The sequence below is a fragment of the Cupriavidus metallidurans CH34 genome (assembly GCF_000196015.1).
Classification (GTDB): Bacteria; Pseudomonadota; Gammaproteobacteria; order Burkholderiales; family Burkholderiaceae; genus Cupriavidus; species Cupriavidus metallidurans.
In genome coordinates this window covers 923,147-949,192 of the sequence record NC_007973.1, presented here as the reverse complement: position 1 = coordinate 949,192, position 26,046 = coordinate 923,147, and the positions used below count along the sequence as shown (strand labels likewise).

27 protein-coding genes and 3 tRNA genes are annotated in these 26,046 nt (G+C 62.0%); 13 read left to right on the top strand and 17 right to left on the bottom strand.

What is annotated here, in order from left to right:
• Window positions 1-136: 136 nt before the first annotated feature.
• Entirely contained in the window at window positions 137-1,636 is a 1,500-nt protein-coding gene (locus RMET_RS04370) for an aminotransferase-like domain-containing protein (RefSeq protein ID WP_231138495.1), read from the top strand.
• A gap of 114 nt (window positions 1,637-1,750) precedes the next feature.
• Window positions 1,751-3,229, top strand: coding sequence for a sensor domain-containing diguanylate cyclase (locus RMET_RS04365; protein WP_011515694.1), 1,479 nt, complete (start codon window positions 1,751-1,753; stop codon window positions 3,227-3,229).
• A gap of 59 nt (window positions 3,230-3,288) precedes the next feature.
• Here RMET_RS04365 and lpxO read toward each other — a convergent pair whose 3' ends face one another.
• The 3 genes from lpxO to RMET_RS04350 form a co-directional block, all read right to left on the bottom strand.
• A complete protein-coding gene (gene lpxO, locus RMET_RS04360; RefSeq protein ID WP_011515693.1) occupies window positions 3,289-4,191 on the bottom strand; it encodes a lipid A hydroxylase LpxO in 903 nt (300 codons plus the stop codon).
• A gap of 118 nt (window positions 4,192-4,309) precedes the next feature.
• Window positions 4,310-4,621 (bottom strand): hypothetical protein, encoded by a 312-nt coding sequence (locus RMET_RS04355; protein WP_008649737.1) that lies wholly within the window; start codon window positions 4,619-4,621, stop codon window positions 4,310-4,312.
• Between the two features lie 26 nt (window positions 4,622-4,647).
• A complete protein-coding gene (locus tag RMET_RS04350) occupies window positions 4,648-6,060 on the bottom strand; it encodes a DUF2252 domain-containing protein (protein ID WP_008649736.1) in 1,413 nt (470 codons plus the stop codon).
• A 244-nt stretch (window positions 6,061-6,304) separates the two neighbouring features.
• Here RMET_RS04350 and RMET_RS04345 point away from each other — a divergent pair, with 244 nt between their 5' ends.
• Window positions 6,305-6,595: a hypothetical protein gene (locus RMET_RS04345; RefSeq protein ID WP_011515690.1), complete on the top strand. Its 291-nt coding sequence runs from the start codon at window positions 6,305-6,307 to the stop codon at window positions 6,593-6,595.
• Between the two features lie 50 nt (window positions 6,596-6,645).
• Window positions 6,646-6,906, top strand: coding sequence for a hypothetical protein (locus RMET_RS04340; protein ID WP_011515689.1), 261 nt, complete (start codon window positions 6,646-6,648; stop codon window positions 6,904-6,906).
• Between the two features lie 178 nt (window positions 6,907-7,084).
• Here RMET_RS04340 and RMET_RS04335 read toward each other — a convergent pair.
• The 4 genes from RMET_RS04335 to RMET_RS04320 form a co-directional block, all read right to left on the bottom strand.
• Window positions 7,085-7,161, bottom strand: a tRNA-Met gene (locus RMET_RS04335).
• Window positions 7,162-7,268: 107 nt separating this feature from the next.
• Entirely contained in the window at window positions 7,269-7,508 is a 240-nt protein-coding gene (locus tag RMET_RS04330; protein ID WP_011515688.1) for a hypothetical protein, read from the bottom strand.
• 163 nt (window positions 7,509-7,671) lie between these two features.
• The gene (locus RMET_RS04325; protein WP_029308275.1) at window positions 7,672-7,938 is read right to left on the bottom strand and encodes a hypothetical protein; all 267 of its coding nucleotides are present in this window, start codon (window positions 7,936-7,938) and stop codon (window positions 7,672-7,674) included.
• Window positions 7,939-8,135: 197 nt separating this feature from the next.
• Window positions 8,136-8,212, bottom strand: a tRNA-Arg gene (locus tag RMET_RS04320).
• A gap of 124 nt (window positions 8,213-8,336) precedes the next feature.
• Here RMET_RS04320 and greB point away from each other — a divergent pair.
• Window positions 8,337-8,897, top strand: a complete 561-nt coding sequence (greB, locus tag RMET_RS04315; protein WP_011515686.1) for a transcription elongation factor GreB — start codon at window positions 8,337-8,339, stop codon at window positions 8,895-8,897.
• Here the strand turns inward: greB and RMET_RS04310 are convergent.
• From RMET_RS04310 to RMET_RS04295, 4 genes are all read right to left on the bottom strand, one after another.
• Window positions 8,894-11,314 carry a RelA/SpoT family protein gene (locus RMET_RS04310; RefSeq protein ID WP_029308276.1) on the bottom strand — a complete coding sequence of 807 codons (2,421 nt, stop codon included), beginning with the start codon at window positions 11,312-11,314 and terminating at the stop codon, window positions 8,894-8,896. The genes greB and RMET_RS04310 overlap by 4 nt on opposite strands.
• Window positions 11,315-11,603: 289 nt before the next feature.
• Window positions 11,604-11,807 carry a DNA-directed RNA polymerase subunit omega gene (gene rpoZ, locus RMET_RS04305; RefSeq protein ID WP_006578656.1) on the bottom strand — a complete coding sequence of 68 codons (204 nt, stop codon included), beginning with the start codon at window positions 11,805-11,807 and terminating at the stop codon, window positions 11,604-11,606.
• 84 nt (window positions 11,808-11,891) lie between these two features.
• Window positions 11,892-12,542 (bottom strand): guanylate kinase, encoded by a 651-nt coding sequence (gene gmk / locus RMET_RS04300; RefSeq protein WP_011515683.1) that lies wholly within the window; start codon window positions 12,540-12,542, stop codon window positions 11,892-11,894.
• A 4-nt stretch (window positions 12,543-12,546) separates the two neighbouring features.
• Entirely contained in the window at window positions 12,547-13,482 is a 936-nt protein-coding gene (locus RMET_RS04295) for a YicC/YloC family endoribonuclease (RefSeq protein WP_008647044.1), read from the bottom strand.
• A gap of 219 nt (window positions 13,483-13,701) precedes the next feature.
• On the opposite strand from RMET_RS04295, the gene RMET_RS04290 reads away from it, so the two are divergent.
• The 5 genes from RMET_RS04290 to hemW all read left to right on the top strand — a co-directional run bounded on the left by RMET_RS04290 (window position 13,702) and on the right by hemW (window position 18,406).
• Window positions 13,702-14,763, top strand: a complete 1,062-nt coding sequence (locus RMET_RS04290; protein ID WP_008647046.1) for a serine/threonine protein kinase — start codon at window positions 13,702-13,704, stop codon at window positions 14,761-14,763.
• 41 nt (window positions 14,764-14,804) lie between these two features.
• Window positions 14,805-15,719 (top strand): PP2C family protein-serine/threonine phosphatase, encoded by a 915-nt coding sequence (locus tag RMET_RS04285; protein ID WP_011515681.1) that lies wholly within the window; start codon window positions 14,805-14,807, stop codon window positions 15,717-15,719.
• A gap of 81 nt (window positions 15,720-15,800) precedes the next feature.
• Entirely contained in the window at window positions 15,801-16,517 is a 717-nt protein-coding gene (gene rph / locus RMET_RS04280; RefSeq protein WP_011515680.1) for a ribonuclease PH, read from the top strand.
• An 18-nt stretch (window positions 16,518-16,535) separates the two neighbouring features.
• Window positions 16,536-17,150 (top strand): RdgB/HAM1 family non-canonical purine NTP pyrophosphatase, encoded by a 615-nt coding sequence (gene rdgB, locus RMET_RS04275; RefSeq protein WP_011515679.1) that lies wholly within the window; start codon window positions 16,536-16,538, stop codon window positions 17,148-17,150.
• Window positions 17,147-18,406, top strand: coding sequence for a radical SAM family heme chaperone HemW (gene hemW / locus RMET_RS04270; RefSeq protein ID WP_008646062.1), 1,260 nt, complete (start codon window positions 17,147-17,149; stop codon window positions 18,404-18,406). The genes rdgB and hemW overlap by 4 nt, the downstream gene beginning before the upstream one ends.
• A 108-nt stretch (window positions 18,407-18,514) precedes the next feature.
• Here hemW and RMET_RS04265 read toward each other — a convergent pair whose 3' ends face one another.
• Window positions 18,515-19,033: an outer membrane lipoprotein gene (locus RMET_RS04265; protein WP_011515678.1), complete on the bottom strand. Its 519-nt coding sequence runs from the start codon at window positions 19,031-19,033 to the stop codon at window positions 18,515-18,517.
• A 239-nt stretch (window positions 19,034-19,272) separates the two neighbouring features.
• On the opposite strand from RMET_RS04265, the gene RMET_RS04260 reads away from it, so the two are divergent.
• The 3 genes from RMET_RS04260 (at window position 19,273) to RMET_RS04245 (ending at window position 21,720) form a co-directional block, all read left to right on the top strand.
• Window positions 19,273-19,362, top strand: a tRNA-Ser gene (locus tag RMET_RS04260).
• A 35-nt stretch (window positions 19,363-19,397) separates the two neighbouring features.
• Complete coding sequence (locus tag RMET_RS04255) at window positions 19,398-20,321, top strand: STM4504/CBY_0614 family protein (RefSeq protein WP_011515677.1); 924 nt, start codon at window positions 19,398-19,400, stop codon at window positions 20,319-20,321.
• Between the two features lie 508 nt (window positions 20,322-20,829).
• Entirely contained in the window at window positions 20,830-21,720 is an 891-nt protein-coding gene (locus RMET_RS04245) for a trypsin-like peptidase domain-containing protein (protein WP_011515675.1), read from the top strand.
• A gap of 246 nt (window positions 21,721-21,966) precedes the next feature.
• Here RMET_RS04245 and RMET_RS04240 read toward each other — a convergent pair whose 3' ends face one another.
• From RMET_RS04240 to RMET_RS04225, 5 genes are all read right to left on the bottom strand, one after another.
• The gene (locus RMET_RS04240) at window positions 21,967-22,224 is read right to left on the bottom strand and encodes a hypothetical protein (protein WP_011515674.1); all 258 of its coding nucleotides are present in this window, start codon (window positions 22,222-22,224) and stop codon (window positions 21,967-21,969) included.
• Window positions 22,224-22,397 carry a hypothetical protein gene (locus RMET_RS33495; protein WP_155877841.1) on the bottom strand — a complete coding sequence of 58 codons (174 nt, stop codon included), beginning with the start codon at window positions 22,395-22,397 and terminating at the stop codon, window positions 22,224-22,226. Before RMET_RS33495 ends, RMET_RS04240 begins: the two co-directional genes overlap by 1 nt.
• A gap of 226 nt (window positions 22,398-22,623) precedes the next feature.
• Entirely contained in the window at window positions 22,624-23,820 is a 1,197-nt protein-coding gene (locus RMET_RS04235) for an acyl-CoA dehydrogenase family protein (protein ID WP_011515673.1), read from the bottom strand.
• Window positions 23,820-25,028 (bottom strand): acyl-CoA dehydrogenase family protein, encoded by a 1,209-nt coding sequence (locus tag RMET_RS04230; RefSeq protein ID WP_011515672.1) that lies wholly within the window; start codon window positions 25,026-25,028, stop codon window positions 23,820-23,822. The genes RMET_RS04235 and RMET_RS04230 overlap by 1 nt, the downstream gene beginning before the upstream one ends.
• A gap of 3 nt (window positions 25,029-25,031) precedes the next feature.
• Window positions 25,032-26,003 carry a tripartite tricarboxylate transporter substrate binding protein gene (locus RMET_RS04225; RefSeq protein WP_011515671.1) on the bottom strand — a complete coding sequence of 324 codons (972 nt, stop codon included), beginning with the start codon at window positions 26,001-26,003 and terminating at the stop codon, window positions 25,032-25,034.
• Window positions 26,004-26,046 lie beyond the last annotated feature (43 nt).

Sequence of the window (26,046 nt, the reverse complement as noted above, 5' to 3'; positions counted from 1 at the left end):
GAGCCGCCCGCCTTGCCAACAGGCACAAGCCATCGCAAGCGCAACCAGAACAGATGTCAAACTTGCGCCCTGTTACGATACAGAGACACCGCATCTGTATCTGTTCCACTTCACCCCATCGCGCGAAGATGCCCCCATGAACGCCAACCTCGCCGCCAACCTCGCCGCCAACCTCGCCGCCAGCCCTGCCCCCGCCGCATCGCCTCAATCCTCCGCCCCGCTCTACCAGCAGGTGGCTGGCCATTATCGGCAGGCGATTTCGGTGGGCACGCTGGCGCCGGGTGACCGGATGCCGTCCGTGCGTTCGCTGATGGGGCTGCACGACGTGAGCCTGTCCACGGCGCTCCAGGCCTGCCGCGAGCTTGAGGCGGCCGGCCTGCTCGAAGCGCGGCCGCGCTCGGGCTATTTCGTGCGTGCTCCTGCGCGGCCCTCGCTGGCCCCGATCGAAGAACCGGCCACCGGATTGCCGGATCCCGCGCAGTACGTCGGCATCCACCAGCGCATCTCCGCAATCCTGGCGCGCGGCCAGCATTACCGGATCAACTTCGGCGGTGCCTGCGGGGCGCCGGAGCTGTATCCGGCGGCCGCATTGCGCAATGCCGCCACGCGGGCACTGCGGCGATACCCAATGCTCTTTGGCAGTTCGGTCGACTTCGACGGCCACCCCGCGTTTCGCGCGGCATTGGCCAGGCACGCGTTGCGCGCGCGGATCAACGTCGCGCCCGAGGACATCGTGGTCACACACGGCTGCACCGAAGCGCTGACGCTGGCCCTGCGGGCCGTGGCGAACCCGGGCGATGTCATCGCCGTGGAATCACCGACGTACTACGGCCTGCTGCAGATTCTCGAAAGCCTGGGAATGCGTGCGCTCGAGATTCCTTGCAGCCCGCAGACCGGCATGTCGCTCGAAGCGCTGGATCTGGCTGCCCAGACCTACGACAACATCAAGGCCGTCTGCGTGGTGCCGAACCTGCAGAATCCGCTCGGCTGCGTCATGCCGGACACGCACAAACAGCGCTTGGTGAACTGGTGCGCCACACGCGGTCTCACGCTGATCGAAGACGACTGCTGCTCGGCCACCTTCGACGACGAAGTGCCGCTGACGGCCGCCAAGGCATGGGACACCACGGGCTCCGTGATCTACTGCGGGTCGCTCCATAAGATCCTGGCGCCCGGAATGCGGCTCGGCTGGATCACGGCGGGCAAGTGGCAGGCGCGCGTGGAGATGCTCAAGTTCGGCCTGTCGCGCCCGAACGAGATGCTGACGCAGATCGCCGTGGCCGAGTTCATGGGCACGGGGGCATTCGAGCGTCACCTGCGTCGCCTGCGCACCCAGTTGCGAACCCAGCGCGAATGGATGGCCCAGAGAATCGCGACCACCTTCCCGTCAGGCACCCGCCTGACGCTGCCGCGCGGTGGGCTGCATCTCTGGGTGGAAATGCCCCAGTCGATCTCGTCGGAAGCGGTCTTCGAACAGGCGCTGGCCGAGGGCATCCGGGTGATGCCGGGCGCCATGTTCTCGAACTCGAATCGCTTCAATCACTACCTGCGGCTGAACTGCGGCATTCCTCGATCTCCGGAAATCGAGCGCGCGCTCGATACCGTGGCGGGCGTGGTTCGGCGCATGGCCGCCTGAACGTGGCGCCGATGCCAACGCCAGCATCGTTCTTGCGAGATTTCTTCCCCGATTCGGGCACGCTCGCCTATCCTATTGCGCGATACGCCGAACACAAAAAATGGGGAGAAAAAATTGGCGCAAGGACCCGCCGCTTCGCGGCTCGACGATGACTATCGAACGCTGTTCCAGCTAGCGCCCGTTTCGCTGTGGCTGGAGGATTTTAGCGCGGTGCGGCAGGCCTTCACGCAGTTGCGGGCCGATGGCGTCACCAATCTGCGCCGCCACCTGCGCGACAACCCCTCGGAAGTGGCACGGTGCTCTTCTCTAATTCGCGTGCTCGACGTCAACCGCCGGACGCTGGACCTCTTCCGCGCCGTCGATCTGGATACGCTGGTTGCCAACCTCCACACCGTGTTTCGCGACGACATGTTCGATCAACACGTCGAGGAACTCGGACAACTGTGGGACGGCGACAATCGTTTCTCGAGCCAGACCGTCAACTACACGCTCGACGGCGAACGGCTCGACATCCGTCTGGAGGCCCGCGTCATGCCTGGGCACGAGGACGACTGGTCGCGTGTGCTGCTGTCGATCGAGGACATCACGGCCCGCGTGCGCAATGAACGTGACCTGCGCCGGGCCCAGCAGTACGCCGTGGGCCTGTTCGAGCATTCGCCGGTATCGCTCTGGGTGGAAGATTTCAGCGTGGTCAAGATGCTGCTCGACGAAGTCCGCGCGGCAGGGATCACGGATTTCCGCACGTTCCTGAACGTGCACCCCGATTTCGTCTCGCGCTGCATGCAGGAGATCCGCGTGCTCGACGTCAACCAGCAGACGCTGGCGATGTTCGGCGCACCCAGCAAGGAAATCCTGCTTTCGCGACTCGGCGACGTGTTTCGCGACGACATGCGCATCCACTTTGCCGAGCAACTGGTCGACCTCTGGCATGAAAAGCTGTGGCAGCAACGCGAAGTCATCAACTACGCGCTGGACGGCCGCCCGGTGGACGTGTTCATGCAGTGGTCGGTATTTCCGGGGCGAGAGGCTGACTGGGACCAGGTGCTGGTGTCGCTGACCGACATCACGGCACGCAAGAAGGCCGAAGCCTACGTCGAGTTCCTCGGCAAGCACGATGTGCTTACCAAACTCTACAACCGCGCGTACTACGAGGATGAACTGGCGCGGCTGGGCCGCAAGGGGCCGTGGCCGGTCAGCGTGATCGCGGTGGACCTGAATGGACTGAAGGCCGTGAACGATCAGTTCGGCCACGGGGACGGCGATGGCCTGCTACGCCGCACTGGCGAAGTGCTGAAGAAAGCCGTGGGCGAACAGGCATGCATTGCGCGCACCGGTGGCGACGAGTTCATGGTGCTGCTTCCCGGACGCGACGAACGGGGTGCAGCGACGGTGGTGGAGCAGATCGAAGAGGTGGTCGTCCTCAACAACCAGTTCTATCCCGGGGCGCGGCTTTCATTCTCGATCGGGTCGGCCACCTGCATGCAGGGAGACCGCCTGACCGATGCCGTGAAAACTGCGGACAGACGGATGTACGACGCCAAGCGCGCCTACTACGAGGCGCTGGGCAACGAACGCGCGACGCAGAACGACTGAGTACGAAAAAAGCCGGCTAAGCCGGCTTTTTCATTTTCGTTTGCGGCGACGCACGTCACTCAGATAAACACGATCAACGCCACGCCACCGATGATCAGGCCAAACTTGGTCACGTAGTACAGGTTCTTGTTCCAGGCCTTGAAGCGGCGACGGTACTGACCGCCGAGCCAGACAAAGCGGAACAGCTTGTTGATCATGCCGGTCTGGTCGTTTTCGTCATTCGGCGAACTGGCGGCGGTCATCACCTTGCGCCCCAACCAATGGTTGACCGCGGCAGCCCAGCGGTAGCGCATCGGCCGCTCGATATCGCAGAACAGGATCAGGCGATCGGTCTCGCTCTTGTTCTCGGCCCAGTGCAGGTACGTTTCGTCGAACACCACACCCTGCCCGTCACGCCAGCTATGCCGCTCGCCATCTACCTCGATGAAGCAGCGATCGTCATTCGGCGTGGCCAGGCCCAGGTGATAACGCAGCGATCCAGCGAACGGATCACGGTGCGGATTGAGCTTGCCGCCGGGCGGCAGTTCGGCAAACATCGCGGCCTTGACCGATGGCATATCGCGCAGCAGTGCGACCGTGTTGGGGCAAAGCACTTCCGCCGACGGGTGCTGCGCTTCGTACCACTTCAGGTAGAAGCGCTTCCAGCCGTACTTGAAGAACGAATTGAATCCGGCGTCATCGTTCTTGTCGGCGGCCTTGATCTTTCGCATCGCGATCAGCGCCAGGCCTTCGTCACGAATCTGCGGCCAGGCCGAACGGATCTTCTCCAGATCGGGAAACCGCTCGACCGGAATGTACGGCGTGCGCGGCACTCCGGAGAAGATGTACATGAAGCAGTTAAAAGGCGCGACAAGCGCTGAATGATCCAGCAACTGGCGCATAAAAGGCAGACGTACCTTGCCGCGGAAGTGCACATACAGGATGGCACCCAGATAGGCCGCGACGATAATCCACTTGATCACCCGAAATCCTCCAGGACAGACGCCGCCCGAGTGCCGGGCGGGAAACGCGCTATTTTAGCGAATCGGCGATCCGGGCGCACTCGTGTGATTCAAGCGGCATTTTGCCTGCCCACGGCACTCAGGACTTGCCTCGCGACTGGCGGGAGATCCTGTCGATCAGCACTCGCGCGTCATCCGACTTGCCCTGCAGGGTAAGCAGCCTGGCATTGAGCACGATGTTCTCGAGCACGAGCTTGGCGGTGGACGCCCAAAGCGTGGCCAGCAGCGCCTCATGCGACATGCCGGAAGTCTCGAGTTCGGTGGAACGCTCGGCGATCAGTTTGCAGGCCATCGCCCGCAGGGCTTCATCGTCGAACGGCAGGTTTGCGTAGTCGATGGGATCGGCCTTCTCCACCTCCACCATCAGTTGCAGCAGCATCTGTTCGGTCATCGGCAACCTCCTCTGACAAGCGATCGTCACACGCGGAAATCTGCAGCCATATCAACATCCGTACGTGCTTCAAGGCGCCCGGAGCGACAGGCCTTCACGAACAGATCGTAATCCCGTTCCACCTGATCGGCGTAAGCATTCGAATAGGCGATCAGGGACTCGGCCATGCGGTCGCTGGCGCCGAGATACCCGCTGATCTCGGCGGCGTGTCCGCTGGCCTTGGCATGGGCGCGCGCCAGCACCCAGCCGCACACCTGGCCGTAGGTCGCCAGCAGATCGGCGTCCATGAGTTCGATATCGACCGAGAACTTCATGTCGCGCAACTGGCGGATGTAGAAATGGCGCCCGAACGGCCCCTTCGACCAACCGAGAAACAGGTCACTGGCCGCCTGCATCAGACGCTGCCCGTCCACGACGCGGCGGCCTTCGTGCGACACAGCCGCCGACTTGAAGTAGCGCGCGACCACCGACTTGGTAGCCTCCTTGACCTGCAGGAACAACGGCTTGCCGTGGCCATCGATCAGCAACAGGATCAGGCAGCGCGTGCCGACGCTGCCAACGCCGACCACTTTGAAAGCCATGTCCTGCAGCTTGAAATGGTCGAGCAGCCGGCGCCGGTCGGCCGCAAGCGTCGACTTGTAGTCGCTGAAGGATTGGTCGATCAGTTTGGACGGATCGTCGATGCTGAGCCAGTCATCGTCGGTCTCGAACAGCGTTTGCGCGCCATGGACATGGAACACCGCAGGCGGCGCATCGAGAATGCGCCAGCGGTCCCCATCGTGTTCGGTAAGCTTTGGCAACAGCGATTCATGGGTTCGCGCCGCGGCCCTCTCCATCGCGCGCCGGATGCGCTTCTGCACTTCCGGGTTGACTGCGGACTCGAGCAGGCGCTCGAAGGTAATGCGGTCGTACCAGGTATCGAGAATGGCCATCTCCGCATACTCGGCCATACGGTCACGGTAGCTGTTGGCGACCTGGTAGACCATGTTGTCGGCGGCAGTGGCGCCGTGGCGAAGATGGCGTGCGGCAACGACAAAACTTGCGGCCAGGCGCTTCAGGTCCCACTCCCATGGTCCCGGGCTGGTTTCGTCAAAGTCATTGACGTCGAACAGTAGCGCGCGCTCGGGCGTGGCGAAGCCGCCAAAATTCATCAGGTGGCAGTCGCCGCAGATCTGCATCGTGAGCGATGAGTTCGGCGTTCCGGCCAGATCGTGTGCCTGGATGATTGCGCTACCGCGATAGAACGTGAATGGCGAAGCGATCATTCGCCCGTAACGCAGCGGGATGAGGCGAGAGACGCGACCGGCGCTACTCTCTTCCAGCAGCGAAATCGGATCGCGGTCGACGTTGCCAATCACTGCGTGATCACGTCGCTGCACTTTCTGCCGCAGGGCCTTGCCGCGCGCGCGGCGTTCTTCGACTTCTGCCACGTTTTCCACACATCCTCCATGTCTGAGCGTTACGACATTTCTGATTTGTGCAGCATATGCAACCACGCTAAGCGAACGCCGACAGCTTGTCAATTTGGCGCCGCACTCCGGGTACAGCCTGCGTGAAAGTGCCCTGGCGTCACATTCCCTTGACCACCCGCAGAAAATCAGACGGGGCCCTACAAATCTGTCACAACTATCCGTGTAAGCTGTGGTCTGAGTTTCGCATTGCCAACGAGAACATCAGAATTTCATGACCAAAAGTTTTCTTGCTGCCATGCGTCAATACGTGTGGTTCAAAGGGGTCAAGCATCACGTGGTCCAAGGCGTCGAAGCGCTGTCGGACCTGCTTAAGTCCCCCTCCGCTGCGGCCCGCGCGGTCGCTGCGATCGTTGCCGAAACCGAACAAGGTGTGCAGGTATGGGTCTCCTACTTCGGCAAGCCCATGGACCCGCACACCAACTATGTACTGTGGCCGAACCGTGCGCTGAGACCCGTGCGCCGACGCGCCACGATACCGGAGCATCTGCTGCGCGACCGGTAACACGTTGACCGGCGCCCAGACGTTTCTCAATCGCTCGACAAGGAGTGGCCATGCCTGAACCGAAGCATGACGAAGCGCTGGTCAACAACTACCTCGAGCGCATCTCGGCGCTGTCCGTCAGTGCGTTCGATGGAGCGGATGTTGGCCAGGAACTCACGCAGCTCATGCGCGAGGCAAAGCGACATTGCTCCGGCGGCAACCTTGACGTGCTGACGTCGCGATTGAGAGATCGCATCGACGCCGCTGATCGCGAGGATCAACCTCAAGTACGCGATACCTTCGCCATGGCTGTTTCGCTGATTCAGGGCTAGGCCACTAGCTCTCTTCCGACACACAGGCACGACACAAGCTTCTACGCAGCGCATGCGAACACGGCGCATGAAAAAGTGCCGCGCTTACGCGCACTCAACTTCAATTCGTATAACTGGGAAACGTTGGCCGGACGGCCGATGAACAACTTGAGGACTTAGACCCAAGACATAAAGGTCTTGGTTGCGGGGGCAGGATTTGAACCTGCGACCTTCGGGTTATGAGCCCGACGAGCTGCCAGACTGCTCCACCCCGCGCCTGAAGAAAGAGATTATGACGTAGTTGCACGAGCATCGCAAGCCTTTCTTGCACCAATTTTAAGAATGGCCGCGCGAACTGCACCAGCATCACCTCCCAGGTGCACCTATGCGGCGCGGCTCGCACGCGATGCGGCCTCGAATTCATCGATCGTGGCACCGACATAGCGATTCACGTTATCCAGCGCTTCCAGCCTGGTATCGAACGGCTGGCGCGGGAACGGGTTGTGCAATGCCATCAGCACTTCGCCATCCTCACGGCGAATGATCTCGATCATGATGGCCCACTTGCCCTTCGGCAAGGCAACGACCTCGTAGATGATCTTGAACCCATCGTACTCGGGCATGGTGAACTCCCTTCTCTGCTGCTGACGCGCACGTACTGGCGCGCCTCACATTCAGGCTAGGAGTCATCCCCGGAAGCAAAAATGATCGCGATCAAACGATGCCGGATTCGGCTTGATATGCGCCATTGCGTGTATCGCAATGGCTGACCCGCTGCTGCCGGACTCAGCGCACCGGCCCAATCAACTTGTCGATCAGGGCATATGCCGCGCTGAATGCGGCAACCTCCGCCGCATGGCGCGTGACGAAGGATGGAGCACTTGACAGGAGTTCGGTATCGCCGGCGTCTGAGGGATCCATCCCTTCCTGACCTACGCGTGCCTCATAGCCCCAGCAGCGCTTGCCTGCAGCACCGGCGCCTTCCGTCACCAGCACATACGCATCCATGCCGCGATAACCCTCCACTCGCCACTCTTCTGCTTGCTGCTGCATATGCCGCCTCCCTCGAAGGTCCTGACGATATGAAACTGGAACCGGTCCGCCGCGACGCATTCCGATTCGAAGATCCACCACTGGAGAAAGGATAGGCGCGAGAGCCTGGGAAATACTGGAGGAGAAGATGAAGATTGCGTCGAATGCGCAAATGAAAAAAGGGCCTCCATTTCTGGAAGCCCTTTTCTCGTATAGGTTGGCGCGGCTGGCAGGATTCGAACCCACGACCCCTTGGTTCGTAGCCAAGTACTCTATCCAACTGAGCTACAGCCGCAACCGAGAAAAGAGATTATATAGAAGTTTTCAGTTTTGTGAACCCCCTTCGTGCATTTTTTTCATGTGAAGGGTTCGGCAGTCGCAACTTCCTATAATGAGAGCCCGATGAAGTGATCCGGACCATGAACAAGGCTTTTGTCAAAGAGTCGTCGAACGATGACGACGAAGATCTTCCCGAAGGCGCCACGCCACTGCCCGCCGGCACCAAGAACTACATCACCGCCGCGGGCTACAAGCGCTTGCGCGACGAATTGATGCACCTGATCGACGTAGAGCGTCCGGACATCGTGCAGATCGTGTCGTGGGCTGCCTCGAACGGCGACCGCTCCGAGAATGGCGACTATCTTTACGGCAAGAAGCGCATGCGCGAAATCGACCGCCGCATTCGCTTCCTCACCCGTCGCCTGGACAAGGCCGAAGTCGTCGATCCTTCGATGCAGGGCGACAACGATCAGATCTTCTTCGGGGCCACGGTCACCTATGCCAATCAGTCAGGCGAGGAAACGACGATCACGATCGTAGGCATGGACGAGGTCGATCTCGACAGCAATCACGTAAGCTGGATTTCGCCGATCGCCAAGGCACTGATCAAGGCGCGCGAGGGCGACACGGTGCCGCTTCGCACACCGGCCGGCATCGAACAGATCGATATTCTGGAAGTCCGCTACCCGCAGAAGTCTTAGCCGTCGTTGCGGTCGCGGAAGATTCGGATCACATCAGGGTTGCGGCGCAGCGCCCGCATGACGTTGGCCAGGTGCAGGCGGTTCTGTACCTGGATCACGAACTGCATGTAGGTAGCCTCCTGATGGCCGCCCTGCTGCGGTTCCATCGCCACGTGCGCGACGTTGGCATCCGCGGAGGTCAGGTCCGCAGCGACGCGGGCCACGATACCCTTGACGTTGCGGACCATGATCTTGATCGAAACGTCGAACGCGCGCGTCGTCTTCTTGGCCCACATCACCTCGATCCAGTGCTCCGGGTCCTTGCTGTGCAGCCGCTTGGCCACCTTGCAATCCTGCACGTGGATCTGCAGCCCTTCGCCCTTGCCGAGGTAGCCGACGATCGAATCGCCGGGGATCGGACGGCAGCAAGCCGAGAAGATCATCGACATGCCTTCGTCGCCGGTAATCGGCACGGCCGGCGCATCTTCCCCCGCGAACGTCTGGACGGCCGCCAGCAACGCGCTATCGACATCTCCCGACAGTTCCTGCAGCAGGATTTCCATCCGGCGCGCGACCACTGCGGGCACACGGCGTCCCAGCGCGAGGTCGGCGAAGATGTCTTCCTTGAGCTTGTTGCCTGTCCACTGGATCATGCGATCCCAGACCGACTGTGGCACCGCCTTGAGCTCGATGCCGAGCTGGCGCGTTGATTGTTCCAGCAGGCGCTCGCCGAGCTGGATCGCCTCGTCGAGCTTGGTGGTCTTCAGGTAGTGGCGAATCGCCGCGCGCGCCTTGCCCGTGCGCACGAACGCCAGCCATGACGGATTCGGCTTCGAGTACGGCGCCGTCACGACCTCGACGATGTCGCCACTCTTGAGCTCCGTGCGCAACGGCAGAAGCTCGTTGTTGATCTTGACCGCCACACACTGGTTGCCCAGGTCGCTGTGGACCGCGTAGGCAAAATCGAGTGCCGTCGCGCCGCGGGGCAGCGCCCGAATATGCCCCTTCGGCGTGAACACGTACACGGCGTCCGGGAACAGATCGATCTTGACGTGTTCGAGGAATTCCTGCGAATCGCCGGTCTGGCTCTGGATATCGAGCAGCGACTGCAGCCACTGGTGCGCCTGCTGCTGGATATCGTTGGCATGGTCTGCCTGGTGCTTGTACATCCAGTGCGCAGCCACGCCGGCCTCGGCGATCTGGTGCATCCCACGGGTGCGGATCTGGAACTCCACCGGCGTGCCGAACGGGCCAACCAAAGTCGTGTGCAGCGACTGGTAGCCGTTGATCTTCGGAATGGCGATGTAATCCTTGAACTTGCCCGGCATCGGCTTGTAAAGGCCGTGCAGCGCGCCCATCGCCATGTAGCAGTGCATCTGCGTTTCCACGACCACGCGGAAACCATAGACATCGAGTACCTGCGAGAACGACAACTGCTTGTCGTGCATCTTGCGGTAGATGCTGTAGAGCGTCTTCTCGCGGCCCGACAATTCCGCCACGATGCCGGCCCCGGCCAGCGCGGACTGGGCGGCTTCCAGAATCCGCTTGACCACTTCGCGCCGGTTGCCGCGCGCGGCCTTCACGGCTTTCTCGAGCGTGGCGTAGCGGAATGGCGAGCCGACCTTGAACGACAGTTCCTGCAGCTCGCGATAAATCGTATTGAGACCCAACCGATGCGCGATCGGCGCGTAGATCTCCATGGTCTCCAGCGCGATCCGTCGCCGCTTCTCGGGCGGCACGAAATCGAGCGTGCGCATGTTGTGCGTGCGATCGGCCAGCTTGACCAGAATCACCCGCACGTCACGCGCCATCGCCAGCAGCATCTTGCGGAAGCTCTCCGCCTGTGCCTGCTCCCGGCTCTGGAATTCGAGCTTGTCCAGCTTGGTCAGACCATCTACGAGTTCGGAGACCTTCGGACCGAATTTCTCGGCCAGTTCGCTCTTCGTGATGCCCTGGTCCTCCATCACGTCGTGCAGCAGCGCCGCCATGATGGATTGCACATCGAGCTTCCAGTCGGCACAAAGCTCGGCCACCGCCACCGGGTGCGTGATGTACGGTTCCCCACTTTGCCGGTACTGGCCCAGGTGGGCCTCGTCGGAAAACTGGAATGCCTCGCGCACCAGGGCCTGATCGGCAGGCTTCAGGTAAGCGAGCTTCTCCATCAGCCGCGTGATCGAGATGACCTGTTGGCGCGGCGGCACCGCCGGCTGCGAGGTCGGCCCGAAAAAGTGCCGATAAGACTGCGCCAGCACGGCGTCGATGAACAGATCGCCACCGGGAGCCGCGGGCACCGTGCCAGCCACGGGCTCGGCATTGAGCTCGTTGGTCAACGCGGTGCGTGACTTGCCCTGCTGGATCGGCGGTACGACGGCACGCTCGCCGACGACGTTGTCGCCGAGCGGATCGGGAAGATTGGGAGCACCGGTACGGGCAGTCACAGTGGATTGTCCTGGACGCTTACGTCCGGTCGGTCCGGCTTGCGATGGTGTGGACGCCAGTGCGGAGGAAGCCGGCAGCGGCGCTCCGGAACCCACTGTCGTGGCGGAGGCGGACTGCCCGCTGGTCGCCGGCCGGCCATGCGGAGCCCGCGACGCCGGTTCGGCGGGCGGAGCAACGGCAGGATCGGGCGGCGGGAAAGTCATGGGGACGGCCCCTGTCATTCAGCGGAACGCGCGGCTGAAAGCGCATATATGCGAAGCGACGATGAACCACAGGCCGTCCCGGCAATCAGGTCGGTACCTTCTTCAGCATCTCGATGCCAACCTGGCCCGATGCGATCTCGCGGAGCGCCACCACGGTGGGCTTGTCCTTTGCCTCGACCTTGGGCGTGTGGCCCTGCACGAGCTGACGTGCACGGTACGTCGCGGCGAGGGCGAGCTCGAAGCGGTTCGGGATGTGTTTCAGACAATCTTCGACGGTAATACGCGCCATATCAAATCCACCTTGGGATGAAACCTGTTCGACAGGCCAGTATTTTACAGCACGCGGCCGGAACCTTCCGGCCGCGCGCCTGCTTTAGTGAATTCCGAGCTCGATGAACAACTCGGCGTGCCGTGCTTTCTGCGACGAAAAGCGCAAACGGGTTGCATGAACGACGTTCTGCAGCTGCTTCAACGCGTCATCGAATACCTCGTTGATGATCACGTAATCGGACTCCGATGCATGCGACATCTCGCTACCCGCAGCAAGCAAGCGGCGGACGATCACATTGGGCTCGTCCTGACCCCGCTTCTTGAGGCGTTCTTCCAGCGCCGTCAGCGACGGCGGCAGGATGAAGATCTCGACGGCGTTCGAAAACCGCTTGTGCACCTGCTGCGCACCCTGCCAGTCGATCTCCAGCAGCACGTCGGTACCCTGGGCCATCTGCTCCTCGATCCAGACGCGGGACGTGGCGTAGTAATTGCCGTGCACTTCCGCCCACTCCAGGAATTCGCCCCGATCGCGCGCGGCGCGGAACTCGTCCACGGAGATGAAGTGGTACTCGCGGCCGTTCTGCTCACCGGGACGCGGACTGCGCGTGGTGTGCGAGATCGACAGGCGGATTGCCTTGTCCTGCGCCAGCAGCGCGTTGACCAGCGTGGATTTGCCGGCCCCGGACGGGGCCACCACCATGAACAGGTTGCCCGGATAGGCGGTATCGATGGCGGTGTGGGTCGTTTCGCTCATGATCTTATTCGAGGTTTTGAATCTGCTCGCGCATCTGCTCGATCAGGAGCTTGAGCTCCATCGAGGCATCGGCGAGTTCCTTCGCGGCGGCTTTCGAGCCGAGCGTGTTCGCTTCGCGGTTGAGCTCCTGCATCATGAAGTCCAGCCGCTTACCGACCTGGCCACCCTTCTTCAGGATATGCCGGGTTTCGTTGAGATGGGTCTGCAGGCGCGCCAGTTCTTCGGCGATGTCGATGCGGATGCCGTAGACCGTGGCTTCCTGGCGGATGCGCTCGGCAATCTCGTCGCGGCTCATTGACGGCATGCCGTTCGGCGCGACCAGGTTAAAAGCCTCCTTCAGGCGTTCGGTCAGCTTTTCCTGGTGGTGGGCGATCAACTGCGGAATCATCGGCGTCAGGCGCTCGACGATCGCCAGCATGGCGTCGATCCGCTCCTCCAGCGTGGCCTTGAGCGCCGCGCCTTCACGGCGGCGGGCTTCCAGAAGCTGGTTCAGCGCTTCCCGGGCGGCGCCCATCACGGCATCGCGCAGGGCTTCCTGCGACAGTTCGGGCTCCACCAGCACGCCCGGCCAGCGCAGGATTTCGCCCATGCGCATCGTGCCGGCCGAAGCAAACGTTGCCCCGACGGTGGCTTCGAGCGCACGGATCTGGTCGAGCAGTGTCTGGTTCAGCGCCAGCGTGGCGCCGCCGGTGTCGGTGCGCTGGAGGTTGATCCGGCACTCCAGCTTGCCACGCGACAGCTCGCCCATCAGCATCTCGCGCAGGGCCGGCTCGAAGGCGCGACACTCTTCCGGCGCGCGGAACAGCAGGTCGAGGAAGCGCGAGTTGACAGTGCGGAACTCCACCGAAACCGACGCGGTACGGCCACTCGGTTCGCCCTGGGCGTTGGTGAGCGGTGCCTGGCCCGTGGCCAGGCCATAGCCTGTCATGCTGTGGATCATCGTCGGTAATCTCGCGAAAAAATCGAATAATCGAAAAACGCCGGGTAAGGCGCGGCGACCGGCTCCCCGAAAAGATCGGGGGCAGGCGGATCGCCTGAAAAATCAACTGAAAACAGAGGCAGAAAAGCGCGGATATTTGGCAACAGTCCCCGCCAATGAATTCTTTACAAGTGACCGATTAGCCCGGAGAATCCGGGAGCAAATAAGGTCCCGAATCCTATGACAGAGTCCAAGGGCGCTAACCAGTCCAAGAGCGCGCCGCTGCCAATCGGCACGCTGCTGGCCAACTACCGTATTGTAAAGAAGTTGGCCAGTGGGGGGTTCAGTTTCGTCTACCTCGCCACGGACGAAACGGGCGCCCCGGTGGCCATCAAGGAATACCTGCCGTCGTCACTGGCCCGCCGCAGTCCCGGCGAGCTGATCCCGGTCGTTCCGGACGAGAACGTGGCCTCATTTCGCCTCGGCCTGAAGTATTTCTTCGAGGAAGGACGGTCGCTGGCCCGTATTTCGCACCCCAGCGTGGTCCGCGTGGTGAATTTCTTCCGCGAGAATTCCACGGTCTACATGGTCATGAACTACGAGCTGGGCAAGACGCTGCAGGAGCATATCCTGCAGGCCCGGCAGCAGGGCAAGGCCAAAGTCCTCCGCGAACGGTTCATCCGCAAGGTATTCCACGACCTGATGAGCGGCCTGCGGGAAGTGCATATCCACAAGTTGCTGCATCTGGACATCAAGCCGGGAAATATTTACCTGCGCGAGGACGAATCGCCGATCCTGCTTGATTTCGGCGCGGCCCGCCAGATCCTGACCATGGAAGCATCACGTTTCCAGCCGATGTACACCCCGGGGTTCGCGGCACCCGAGCTCTACGGCAAGCATACGGACCTCGGCCCGTGGACCGACATCTACAGCCTGGGCGCCACGCTCTATGCCTGCATGGCCGGAATGCCGCCGCAGGAGGCCAACCAGCGTGAGAAGGAAGACCGCATGACCGAGTCGTTCGGTCGGCTGCGCGCCACCTACACGAACGGACTGGTCGATCTGGTTGAGTGGTGCCTGCGCCTGACACCCGCCGAGCGCCCGCAAAGCGTGTTCCGGCTGCAGAAGGAGCTGCGCGACCAATCGAACGCGCTGGGCGAGCAGTCGGCCGCGGCCATGGCCGCCAATCCCGCAGGCCCCGTCACCGAGCGCCTGAACGCCACCAGCCGTTTCATGACCTTGCTGCGCCGCCGCGAAGAGAAGGCCCTGCCCGCCACCGAGGCAGGCCACGGCGGCAACTGATGCCAAACCGGCACGAACATAACGCATTCCGCTAAGCCAACATGCGATTCTCCGTCTATCAGGAAAGCCGCAAGGGCGGCCGCCGTATCAACCAGGACCGCATGGGCTACTGCTTCACGCGCGACGCCCTGCTGATGGTGCTGGCCGATGGCCTTGGCGGCCACGCGCTCGGCGAAGTTGCCGCGCAGCAAGCCTTGCAGACGCTGGCGCGCCAGTTCCAAACCCAGGCCCGTCCGGCGATCCGGAATCCTGCCGACTTTCTGCAGGACACGATCATGCTGGCGCATCGCGAGATCCACCGCTATGCCGAAGCCAACCGGCTGGCCGATATCCCGCGTACCACTGTGGTGTGCTGCCTGATCCAGCATGGCCAGATCCACTGGGCGCACGCCGGCGACTCGCGCTTCTACCTGATGCGCAAGGGCGCCCTGCTGACCCGCACGCGCGACCACTCGAAGATCGAGAATCTGCTGCAGCAGGAACGCGTGCTGCCGATGGACGTTGCCAACCACCCGGAACGCAACAAGCTCTACAACTGCCTCGGCTCACCGAACCTGCCGCTGATCGACATCGGCGGCCCGGTGCGGCTGAACCCGGGCGACGTGGCGCTGCTGTGCTCCGACGGCCTCTGGGGCAGCCTTGAGGAAGACATCATCGTCGACAAGGTCACCCATCTTTCGGTGGTCCATGCGATACCTGACCTGATCGAACGGGCGCTTGCGAACGCCGGCGAAGGTGCCGATAACACCACAGCGATCGCAATGATGTGGGAAGCTGACGCCAATGTGCCGAACGACGACGCGGTGCTGACCGACACCTTGCCGCTCAATGCGTTCACCACCTCCATCCTCGAGCGTACGGGCAGCGAGACCGATTTGCTGTCGGAGGAAGAAATCGAACGCTCGATTGCCGAAATTCGAGCGGCGATCGACAAGACCAGCAACCTGATGCGCTGAGGCGCCGGGGGTCCCGGCAGGCACGCAAGGCTCGCCGGCGTTAGAATCGCGGTCTCACCCGATTCTAACGAAAGACTCCACATGCGACCCAGCGGACGCGCGGCCGATGCGCTGCGACCCATCACCCTGACCCGCCAGTACACCCGCCACGCGGAAGGCTCGGTGCTGAGTGCCTTTGGCGATACCAAGGTGCTGTGCACCGCCAGCGTGCTGGCAAAGGTGCCTCCGCACAAGAAAGGCAGCGGTGAAGGCTGGGTCACAGCCGAGTACGGCATGTTGCCGCGCGCCACGCACACCCGCTCGGACCGCGAAGCCGCCCGAGGCAAGCAAACCGGCCGCACCCAGGAAATCCAGCGCCTTATCGGGCGCGCCATGCGTTCGGTGTTCGACCTGGCAGCGCTGGGCGAATACACGATCCACCTCGATTGCGACGTGCTGCAGGCCGACGGCGGCACGCGCACCGCCGCCATCACGGGTGCCTTCGTGGCGGCGCACGACGCCGTATCCGCAATGCTGCGCGATGGCCAGATCAAGGCGAGCCCGATCCGCGACTTCGTGGCGGCCGTCTCCGTCGGCATGGTGAATGGCGTGCCGGTGCTCGACCTCGACTACGCCGAAGACAGCAACTGCGATACCGACATGAACGTGGTCATGACCGGCAGTGGCGGCTTCGTGGAAGTCCAGGGCACGGCCGAAGGCACGCCCTTCAGCCGCGCCGACCTCGACGCCATGACGCGCCTGGCCGAGGCCGGCATCGCCGAACTCGTGCGCCACCAGAAGCAGGCGCTCGGGCTGTAAGCGCAGGGGAATATGTCGATGCAACGTCTGGTTCTGGCCTCCAACAATCCCGGCAAGCTGCGCGAGTTCAGCGCGCTGCTCTCTCCGCTCGGCTTTGATGTCGTGCCGCAAGGCGAACTGGGCGTGCCCGAAGCCGAGGAACCGTTCGCCACATTCGTCGAGAACGCGCTGACCAAGGCCCGCCACGCTGCACGGCTGACGGGAATGCCCGCGCTGGCGGATGACTCGGGTATCTGCGTCGAAGCGCTCGACGGTGCACCTGGCGTGTACTCGGCGCGTTATGCCCAGACCGTCGGCAAGCCAAAGTCGGACGCTGCCAACAACGCCCACTTGATCTCGCAACTGGCAGGCAAACTGAACCGCCGCGCGCACTACTACTGCGTGCTGGTGATGGTGCGGCACGCCGATGATCCGCGCCCCATCATCGCCGAAGGCATCTGGGCCGGCGAGGTGGTTGACGCCCCGCGCGGCAATGGTGGCTTTGGCTATGATCCGCACTTCCTGCTGCCCAGCGTCGGCAAGACGGCCGCCGAGCTGAGCGCCGAAGAGAAGAACGCGATCAGCCATCGTGCCCTGGCACTGCAGGAACTGGTGGCCCGCTTGCAGACCGCCGGCATCAAGAGCTGCGCATGATCCCGATCGTCCCTGTCGGCGGTGGCACGCCGGCCACATCCTCGCCGCTATCCCCTGCCGACAACCAGAAGCTTTGGCTCAAGCCGGGCCAGATCGCCCTGCCCGGCTCGCCGCCGCTTTCTCTCTACGTGCACATCCCATGGTGCGTGCGCAAATGCCCGTACTGTGATTTCAACTCGCACGCGGCACCGGGAAAGCCGGATAGCCACGAGATTCCCGAGGACGCCTACCTCGACGCGCTACGCGCAGATCTTGAGCAATCGCTGCCACTGGTATGGGGACGTCCCGTGCATACGGTGTTTATCGGCGGCGGCACACCGAGCCTGCTGTCGGCCGCTGGCATGGACCGCCTGCTATCGGACATCCGCGCGCTGCTACCGCTCGATGCCGATGCCGAGATTACGATGGAAGCCAACCCCGGCACCTTCGAAGCCGAACGGTTCGCAAGCTATCGCGCCAGCGGCATCAACCGGCTGTCGATCGGCATCCAGAGTTTCAACGACGCCCACTTGAAAGCGCTTGGCCGGATCCACGGCGAGCGCGAGGCACGCGCGGCCATCGACATCGCGCTGAAGCACTTCGACAACGTCAATCTGGACTTGATGTATGCGCTGCCGGGGCAGACCCTGGACGAATGCGCGCGCGACCTGGACGCAGCGTTGTCGTACGGCACCACGCACCTGTCGCTCTATCACCTGACGCTGGAACCGAACACGCTGTTTGCGAAGTTTCCGCCCGCGCTGCCGGACGAGGACACCGCCTACGAGATGCAGGACATCGTCGAGGCCCGTACGGCTCAGGCTGGGTATCGCCACTACGAGACATCGGCCTATGCGAAGCCGCATCGCGAGGCGCGCCACAACCTCAACTACTGGCGCTTCGGCGACTACCTCGGCATCGGCGCCGGCGCCCACGGCAAGCTTTCGTTTCCAAACCGGATCCTGCGGCAGATGCGACACAAGCACCCGGCCACTTATATGGAGCAGGCCCTGGCTGGCAACGCCGTGCAGGAAGCGCGCGAAGTCGGCGCTGACGAACTCCCGTTCGAATTCATGCTCAACGCGCTGCGTCTGACGGACGGCGTGCCGGCATCGAGTTTCCACGACTACACCGGCCTGCCATTGCACATGATCGGCAAGCAGCTTGCCGCAGCCGAGAAGAAGGGACTGCTCGACGCCGACCCTACCGTGATCAAGCCGACTGAACTCGGCCGACGCTTCCTCAACGACCTGCAGGAGATGTTCCTGAAGGATTGAGGTTGCCCACACGGACGACGCAACGAGAGCGTCGAGCCAGAATGAAAAACGCCACGCGATTGCCGCGTGGCGTTTTCTTTTGCCGATGTATCGAGATATCCGATCGGCTTAGTACGCCGTCGCCATATCGTTGGCCACTCGCGCGCGATCGCCGACGCGCAGGTTGCCGATATTGCTTTGCGTCACCGTCGCCACGCGGCCATCGTCCAGTCGGACATTGACGCGATACGCAGTGCTGGTGTTCGACCCGGCCCGCTTCTCGATCTGATTACCCGCCACTGCGCCACCCACCGCGCCGACGATCGTTGCCACGGTCTGGCCAGAACCGCCACCGATCTGGTGTCCAAGCAAACCGCCGGCTGCACCACCAATCACGGTGCCCAGAATGCCCGAGCTGCCCTGCGTGGTCTGGACCGGCTCGATCGATTCCACGCGACCCACGAACACCGAACCGGCAGGCGCCTGATAGGTGTTGGTTCCCGGCTGTTGATAACCAGTCGGCGGCGGCGCCGTGCTGTAGTTGCCGTAACCGCCATAGCCCGGCTGCGCACAACCGGCCAGTCCGGCCACCAGCGCCAGAGCACCGGCAGCACCAAGGACCTGCCACGGTTTACGTTGTTCTTGCATGAAGTATTCTCCTCAAATCGCCTGTACAAACAGCGAACCTGCAGTATGAGACTGCATTCGCGCCTCTCTTAGGAGGCGCGATGGGCTGACAAGGTTCCGCTGAGTCGGACAACTCGAAGAACGACTCCAAAACAGCGAATCCACTCCATCATGATACTGCCAGCCCGCGCATCCCTGTATAATGCGCGGCCGGGCATACGCGCTGTCACGCTACAATGCCCGCAAATCTTCCAGACACCGGAAGCGTGGCCGAGTGGTTTAAGGCAGCAGTCTTGAAAACTGCCGATGGGGTGACCCATCCGTGAGTTCGAATCTCACCGCTTCCGCCATTTCACGAATGTCACATAGCCACTGAGGATAGGTTGTGGGCGTCTTCGATCTGTTTTCCAAACGTCAGAAACGTGCTCGCGGCGAAATGCCGGACGTCTACGCTTACGACGAGCTACCGAATCCGCTGCGAGTTCAGATCGTTCACATTATTAGTGATGCCTTTGGCACTGACAACTACGGCTCTGACCACGCAGGAAAGGCGTACGAGTTTGTAAAGCAAACTCTCTGCCGGGAGTTTGGGGTGTTTGAACTGATCAAGTACCCTAAATCCGATCAAGAGTCCGTCTTCAATTTCTTCCTGCAGGAGCCGTCTGTTGAGCGTGCATTGGATGTTGTCGAACTGTGCTTCAAGATCATCCATTCATTCATTCCAGATAACTGGTCGTATCTGAACAACACCCGCCGAAAGCTCGACACTGCCGAGGCAGTTGCTGAACTCAATGAGCGCTTCAAGGAGCATGGAGTCGGCTACCAGTTCGAGTCCGGTGAAATCATCCGCGTCGATTCTGAGTTCCTGCATGCGGAGGCAGTTAAGCCAACGCTAGCGGTGCTGCGTGACAAGGGCTTCCAGGGTGCGAACGAAGAGTTCCTGAAGGCCCACGAGCACTATCGGCACGGGCGCTACAAAGAGTGCCTTGTTGACGCGCTGAAGGCATTTGAGAGCACCATGAAGACCATTTGCAGTCTGCGTGGTTGGCGGACACAACCAACGGACACGGCGAAGAATCTAATCTCCACCTGCATGAGCAATGGTTTGTTTCCTGCGTACTTCGACTCGCAGTTCTCGTCCATTCGCTCCCTGCTCGAAAGCGGCGTCCCGACCGTACGAAACAAGAACGGTGGCCACGGGCAAGGTACCGACCCTGTTGCTGTGCCCGAATACTTGGCACGGTACACGTTGAACCTCACGGCAACGACCATCCTATTCATGGTGGAAGCACACCAAACAACGAAATAAGCGACCTACGCGCAGTGCTTGGCTGCCGCCCTGCTCGCAATGGGCTAGAGTGCGGCAAGTCCAACCGACCGAACCACAAGGGCAGCAAAGCAGTTAGCTGGCAAGCCCGACAAATTCAGGGTTTGCCGTTCCTTGTAGACTGCACTGTTGCTGTCGTTGACATCAGCAACAGCTTGGCCGATTCTTAGCACACCACACAACGCGAATAAGGGGTCAGCTATGGGTGAATGGTCGGAATACTTCGAGGACTTTCCGGAGGAGAACTCCGCGAACTACGTTAGTGGAAAGTTCGACCCGAAAGGTGCAGAGGCGCAGAGATCGGCAGAAGCCAAGCGTAGGCAGGACCAGGCCAGCCTCGACGCGGAAATCCGCGCAATCGTCCAGAAGCACCGCCCACCCGCTGCTGACAAGAAATAGCCCTACCATTCAGACGCATCGCTCGGTGGCAAATCGAGCGATCGAATCCTGACTTACTGCAACTCCACCCTCCCCTAGATAGGAAGTCCGCGTGCAAGTCAAAACCATTTCTGAACAGCTCTTCTTCAGCACGGTACGAATCGACACCGTGGCAGCCAATGGCTCGAGCGGCTCCGGCACCGGATTCTTCTTCGGCCACAAGTTCGGAGGAGACAAACAGGCCCTTTTCGTCGTGACGAACAAGCATGTCGTGACGGGCATGCGCGAGGGACGCTTCTCATTCTTAAAGCAGAAGGATGGACAGCCCACGCTGGGTGACGGATTCAATCTGCATATAGGTCAGCAGGATTGGCAGAGTATGTGGTTTGGGCATCCCGATCAAGATGTTGATATTGCCATCTGCCCGCTGGTCCCATTGCTCGAATTCGTGAAGCAACATCACGGAACCGATCTATTTTTCCGTGCCGTGGAAACGAGCATGATTCCCACGCAGCAGCAACTTGCGGAATTGGACGCTGTAGAGCCTGTAACGTTCATCGGTTATCCGAATGGGATCTGGGACAGTAAGAACCTCCTTCCCGTTGCTCGCCGCGGAACAACTGCAAGCCCCATGGAGGTCGACTTCGAAGGTACTCCCCGGTTTCTAATCGACGCATCGGTATTCGGCGGCTCTAGCGGCAGTCCCGTCTTCATCCTCAACCAAGGCTCCTTTGCGACGAAAGACGGTGGACTCGCCATCGGTTCGCGCTTCTACTTTGTCGGAGTCATCGCTGCCGTCTTCTTCCGCACCCATTTGAATCAGATCATCCCCGTGCCGATCCCCACCCAGGTTCAACCAATGGCACAACAGCAAGAGATGATTGACCTTGGCATTGTGTTCAAGGCCGGCACTGTAGTCGAAACCATTGACGCTTTTCTAAAGGCTCACAACGTCGATACGACGGCACCGCAAGTGGCGGCTGATTTGGCGCCACAAGCATAGTCACTACAAGCCCCACGCCGGGCCGCCCGTGCCCTAGCCACGGCCCTGTGGTGATCGCGGCCCCAGCCGCCCGCTATCGCCGCGCAGCCACACAAACGAAAACGGGTGCCACATGGCACCCGCTGAAGGCAACATCAGGCAACGCATGGACTGCCCTGCTGCTGGGCCCGTTGGATTAACGAGCGACGGTTTCCTACGACTCGACTGCGACAGTGCCCGCCTCAAAAGGCACTGACGTTTCTCAGTTCATTTGCCACCGACCTCAATGCCGTGCATGAACGCACTCGGCTTGTACCGGTGCGTCACGTCGTTGTGGTTAGCGACGGGCGGCGGAGCGGGCAAGTCTTCTTGACCACACAGCCGGGCAAGGTACTCCGTCGCTTTGGCTTCCCATTCATCGACGCCCATCGTAGGCGGCCACTCGCCACGCGGACGGTTCACGCTGCGGGCCAGCTCGACCCGATCAAGCCGCCGCAGTGTGGTCAGACTAACTCGCGCACGCATTACCGATTCTTCAGGAGCGAGCCAATTACCTGCAACAGTGCCAGGTCATTTGCCCGCTGCTCCTGACGCGCCTCCATTCGCTCGAAGTACGAGTTGACCAGACGCACACGATCCCTTGCGGTCAACCCGCGCTCGTCCTTCGGTTCTTCGTCGTGCTTGGTACCTTGTTCCATCAGTGCCTCGTCGGATAGATAGACAGATCGGCAAGCACGCCAAGGGCCTGAACCCGATCCATGTGGTTGGGCGAGTTGTAATACACGAGAACCAAACTGGTTTGTACAAGCCGATTGCAGCCAACCGCTCGACGGACACCGCTTCCGCCAGATTCCTCCGTTCGCAAACAGTCGGACGGTCGGACTGCCCTCGGCATATGCCCGCCTCCCGGGCGGCTCCACCGAATCAGGCCCCCAGGCAGGACTTCGCGATAATGCCCAACTGGACCTCGGCCGCACCGCCGAAGATCGTGTAGGCCCGCGCATTGAGGAAGTCAGGCAGCAAACACGCGCGCAACACCTCGTCTTCGGAAGGCTCCTCATCGTGGGCGTCGTCCGCGCGCCATCGCAAGCTCTCGGCGCCAACAACCGTCGTCCCCATTTCGCTGATTGCCTGCCGCAGCCTGCTGGCGCGGAGCTTCAGGACCGACGCCACCGGACCGGGGCTCTCACCCGGCGCCACCGAACACATCGTCTTCAATTCGAGCATCTCGAAGGCGTCGAGATCGGCGCGCACCTCTCCGAACCGGAGCCGCCGCAAGGCAGTGACAGTGGTATCGCCATCACACTGTGCCTCTCTCGCCAGCACGTCGCCGATCCGCTTGAGTTGCGAGCGCAGGCGAGGACTGAAGATGCCGGCCCCGCGCTCGAACTCCAGCAGATAGCGCGCGCACTGCCAGCCTTCGTTCTCCGCGCCGATGCGGTTGGCGACGGGCACGCGCACGTTGTCGAAGAACACTTCGTTGACGTCATGGTCGCCACCTATGGTTGGAATCGGGCGAACCGAGATCCCGGGCGTTTCCATGTCGATAAGAATGAAGCTGATGCCCTCCTGCCGCCGCCCTTCGGTGCTGGTGCGCACGAGTGCGAACATGCGATTCGCGTGGTGGGCGTGGGTCGTCCACAACTTGCTGCCGTTGATGACGTAGTGGTCACCATCGCGTACGGCACGGGTTCGCAGCGATGCCAGATCAGAACCGGCGCCGGGCTCCGAGAATCCCTGGCACCAGTAGTCCTGCCCGGAAAGGATGCGCGACAGATATGTCTGCTTTTGCGCCTCGGTGCCGTATCGCAGTATCACCGGCCCGACCAGCCTCACCCCCATCGGATGGACAAGCGGCGCGCCAGCGAGTGCGCATTCCGTTTCGAAGATGAATCGTTCGATACTGCTCCATCCCGTGCCGCCCCACTCCCTGGGCCACAGTGGGACGAGCCATCCACGCTCACGCAGACGTGCCTGCCACGGGCCCGAGATTTCCGGCTCCGGATACATCGCCGTCGTGAGTTGCTGCCCCCGACGCAGTTCCGCAGGCAGATGCTCGCGCAGGAAAGCGCGTACGGTGTCCCGAAACTCGACAAGTTCGGGTGTCAACAGCAGATCCATCAGTGTGCCTCCGCATATGCCGCCACAGCCTGGCCAGATGTCGCCGGATCAAGCAAGGTCTGGCTCATGCGCCAGTCGCCGGTGTACATGTCATTCCCCAATTGCATCGAATGCCAGTCGGCATGGCCATCCTGCAACCGGAAGCGCGTCAGCAGCCGGAACAACGCTGCTACGTGAAGCTCCTCCGAAACGCCCATCCCCCCATGCAACTGCACGGCCTGGGCGGCAACATAGCGTGCGGCACGGCCCGTACAGGACTGGGCTAGCGATGCCGCATCGCGTGCCAGCCGCCGGTCCGCAGCGATGCGAAGCGCGGCCAGTTCGCAAGCGGCACCCGCTTCCTCGCAGCAGACCGCCATTTCGGCAAGCCCGTGCTGTACCGATTGCAGGGCGGAGAGCGGCCGACCGAACTGTTCACGCTGCGTGACGTGAGACACGGTTGCTTCCAGCGCCGCTCGCATCGCGCCAGCAGCTTCCCAGCAGGAAGCGACCAACGCCTCCGCAACGATCGTCATGAAGCCCTCGGCGATCTCCTGCTCGGGAGCGTTTTGACCCAAGCGGGCGTCATCCGGCAGATAAACCTCGTCGAGCACGAGGTCTGCCGCGCGGCTGCCGTCCGCGACCAGGCATGCGCGCGACGTCATGCCGTCAGCATCCGACGGAACGATGAACAAGCCGATTCGAGGATGTTCGCCCTCAGCATGAATCGAGGCGCTGATCACCAGAGCATCGGCATCCGCCCCACCCGTAACCAGCGACTTCTTCCCGCGCAGCGTCCATCGCTCGCCGCGCGGATCCCATGTCGCCGTGGTCGCCGGCATCGCCCATGGGTCTTCACGCCCCGGCTCCGTATGAGCCATCGCAAGACAGCGCTCGCCTGTGATCAGCGGCGCCAGCCAGGTATCGCGCTGCTGCATGCTTCCCAGTGCCGCGATGAGCTTGCCGGCCATCAGCACGCCACTCCGATAACCGGGCGCTGCCACGCGATACCGGCCGAACGCCCGCATGAGCAACCCCACCTCGATCGGGCCACCGCCGAAGCCGCCATCGGCGTCGGCAAATGGCAGGGCGAGCCAGCCCATTTCCGCGAACGCTGGCCAGTACGCGCGCGCATCCCTGGCCTGCCGGATGTCGTCGGCATTGCCCGCCAGCCAATGCAGCGCACTGCTCTCGAGCAACGTCTGCGTTTCCGTGAGTGTCAGCTGCATGACTCAATCCGCCTGCGCGCCGGAAGCCTTTGCGACCTTCGCCCACTTCACGGCATCCTGCTTGACGAAACCTGCGAACTGCGTGGGCGTGTTGCCGATGATGTCAAGACCGAGATCACGGAATTGCTGGATCAGCGCCGGGTCCTTGAGCGATTCCTGGACGGCCACGTAGACCCGTTGCACCGCCTCGGGCGACGTACCCGCCGGCGCCAGCAGCCCCAGCCACGGCATGGCTTCGTAGCCGGGCAGGCCCGATTCAGCCACAGTGGGAACGTTCGGCAACGTGGCCGATCGCTTCGCCGTGGTCACCGCCAGCGCACGCACGCTGCCGGCCTTGATGAACGGCGCCGATGACGCATAGGCATCCACCATGACCTGGACGTTCCCGCCTACCAGATCCGTCAGCGCCGGGGCGCTGCCCTTGTACGGGATATGCGTCATGTCCACCACAGCCATCGACTTGAACAGTTCGGCCTCCAGGTGTGTGGACGTTCCGGTGCCGGCGGAGCTGTAGCTGAGTGCCTTGCCGCTCGTCTTCATGTAGGCGATCAAGTCCTTCACGCTATGCACGGGCACCGCGGCGTTGACTTCCAGCACGTGGACGACCGAAGCCACCAGCGTGATCGGCGCGAAGTCCCGAACCGGATCGTAGTTGACGTTCTTGTAGATGCTTGGCGCGATGCCCAGCGACGACGCAGCCATCAGCAACGTGTAGCCGTCCGGCGCCTGCTTTGCGACGTAGTCTGACGCAATGACGGTACCAGCGCCAGGCTTGTTCTCGATCACGATTGGCTGGCCAAGCTGCTTGCGCATGCGCTCGCCCAGCGCGCGCGTCATGATGTCAGCGGCACCGCCGGGGGGAAATGGAACGATGATGCGAACCGGCTTACTTGGATAGGCATCCGCCGCCGTCACGGGCGTCGCGGCAACGGCAGCAAGCATCACCATCGACGCTGCAATCATGCGTTTGATCATGACAGTCTCCTCTTGTAGTTTCGTAGTTCTCGATGAACGTTTC

Bases quoted from the DNA above. Each gene is read 5' to 3' on its own strand.
- RMET_RS04370 (WP_231138495.1), top strand. From the start codon at position 137: ATGAACGCCAACCTCGCCGCCAACCTCGCCGCCAACCTCGCCGCCAGC.
- RMET_RS04355 (WP_008649737.1), bottom strand. From the start codon at position 4,621: ATGACCGAACAGATGCTGCTGCAACTGATGGTGGAGGTGGAGAAGGCC.
- RMET_RS04345 (WP_011515690.1), top strand. From the start codon at position 6,305: ATGACCAAAAGTTTTCTTGCTGCCATGCGTCAATACGTGTGGTTCAAA.
- RMET_RS04340 (WP_011515689.1), top strand. From the start codon at position 6,646: ATGCCTGAACCGAAGCATGACGAAGCGCTGGTCAACAACTACCTCGAG.
- RMET_RS04330 (WP_011515688.1), bottom strand. From the start codon at position 7,508: ATGCCCGAGTACGATGGGTTCAAGATCATCTACGAGGTCGTTGCCTTG.
- RMET_RS04325 (WP_029308275.1), bottom strand. From the start codon at position 7,938: ATGCAGCAGCAAGCAGAAGAGTGGCGAGTGGAGGGTTATCGCGGCATG.
- greB (WP_011515686.1), top strand. From the start codon at position 8,337: ATGAACAAGGCTTTTGTCAAAGAGTCGTCGAACGATGACGACGAAGAT.
- rpoZ (WP_006578656.1), bottom strand. From the start codon at position 11,807: ATGGCGCGTATTACCGTCGAAGATTGTCTGAAACACATCCCGAACCGC.
- gmk (WP_011515683.1), bottom strand. From the start codon at position 12,542: ATGAGCGAAACGACCCACACCGCCATCGATACCGCCTATCCGGGCAAC.
- RMET_RS04295 (WP_008647044.1), bottom strand. From the start codon at position 13,482: ATGATCCACAGCATGACAGGCTATGGCCTGGCCACGGGCCAGGCACCG.
- RMET_RS04290 (WP_008647046.1), top strand. From the start codon at position 13,702: ATGACAGAGTCCAAGGGCGCTAACCAGTCCAAGAGCGCGCCGCTGCCA.
- RMET_RS04285 (WP_011515681.1), top strand. From the start codon at position 14,805: ATGCGATTCTCCGTCTATCAGGAAAGCCGCAAGGGCGGCCGCCGTATC.
- rph (WP_011515680.1), top strand. From the start codon at position 15,801: ATGCGACCCAGCGGACGCGCGGCCGATGCGCTGCGACCCATCACCCTG.
- rdgB (WP_011515679.1), top strand. From the start codon at position 16,536: ATGCAACGTCTGGTTCTGGCCTCCAACAATCCCGGCAAGCTGCGCGAG.
- hemW (WP_008646062.1), top strand. From the start codon at position 17,147: ATGATCCCGATCGTCCCTGTCGGCGGTGGCACGCCGGCCACATCCTCG.
- RMET_RS04265 (WP_011515678.1), bottom strand. From the start codon at position 19,033: ATGCAAGAACAACGTAAACCGTGGCAGGTCCTTGGTGCTGCCGGTGCT.
- RMET_RS04240 (WP_011515674.1), bottom strand. From the start codon at position 22,224: ATGCGTGCGCGAGTTAGTCTGACCACACTGCGGCGGCTTGATCGGGTC.
- RMET_RS33495 (WP_155877841.1), bottom strand. From the start codon at position 22,397: ATGGAACAAGGTACCAAGCACGACGAAGAACCGAAGGACGAGCGCGGG.
- RMET_RS04235 (WP_011515673.1), bottom strand. From the start codon at position 23,820: ATGGATCTGCTGTTGACACCCGAACTTGTCGAGTTTCGGGACACCGTA.
- RMET_RS04230 (WP_011515672.1), bottom strand. From the start codon at position 25,028: ATGCAGCTGACACTCACGGAAACGCAGACGTTGCTCGAGAGCAGTGCG.
- RMET_RS04225 (WP_011515671.1), bottom strand. From the start codon at position 26,003: ATGATCAAACGCATGATTGCAGCGTCGATGGTGATGCTTGCTGCCGTT.